Raw genomic sequence first — 701 nt, 5'->3', positions numbered from 1 at the left:
GCGTTTAACGCCCTGTGCCATTTTTCAGGCACAAAAAAACCCGCATAAAGCGGGTTCTTTCAAGTGTCCATGTCTGCTATTCGCCTCGCGATACAGCTTTGCGGAGCTTACCGGAATTGAAGCAGTTTATGTGCAAAAATGCAAGAACTTTTTTAAAGCTGCATCAACCTTTCCACCAGTTTATCTCTGCGAACAACAAACCAACCATTGGCTCTCGCCAGTTCCAGCCATGACTCAAGGGAAATAACAATATCATCATCCCGTAACTGAATTGTGGAAACAGTGACACCGCCTCTCTGATAACAGAGAACTCGCGTGTCGTAACTTTTCTGGCATGAAACTGGCGTTGACGGATCCTTTTGACTGAAATAGCAGTCTTCCAGTTTTTCGAACACATCCCACGCCTGATCGGTTTCGAGCATTTTGGCGTGGCGTGCTGCGCCTCGTTCTGTCCAGAGGATGAGGGAGCGGGCTTTGGGTGAAACTGGATTTTGTGAGTAGTTTAAAGCGACCCGCAATTCTTTAAGGTCATTACCAACAACTTTGAAAAAGTGTTTCCCTTCAACGAAGCGTACTTTGTTCTCATGATGATTCTGGCGAATACGCACCGGCTCAGTGCCGTAAAGCTGCGCCAAAAGTTCGGTGGTAATAACAGGAATCTGTGAGGTGTACTGGCAATAGCGGACACTACCATTTGTTCT

The 701-nt window shown here is 46.6% G+C and carries 1 protein-coding gene; it reads right to left on the bottom strand.

Annotated features, from left to right (window positions below; all coding sequences use genetic code 11):
• Positions 1-152 precede the first annotated feature (152 nt).
• Positions 153-659: an ORF6N domain-containing protein gene (locus ACUU1M_RS20440; protein WP_044138875.1), complete on the bottom strand. Its 507-nt coding sequence runs from the start codon at positions 657-659 to the stop codon at positions 153-155.
• Positions 660-701: the final 42 nt, after the last annotated feature.

Source organism: Shigella sp. SIG6, from assembly GCF_053555815.1.
Note: the sequence above shows the minus strand (reverse complement) of the source record. Positions and strands in the feature narration are given on the sequence as shown.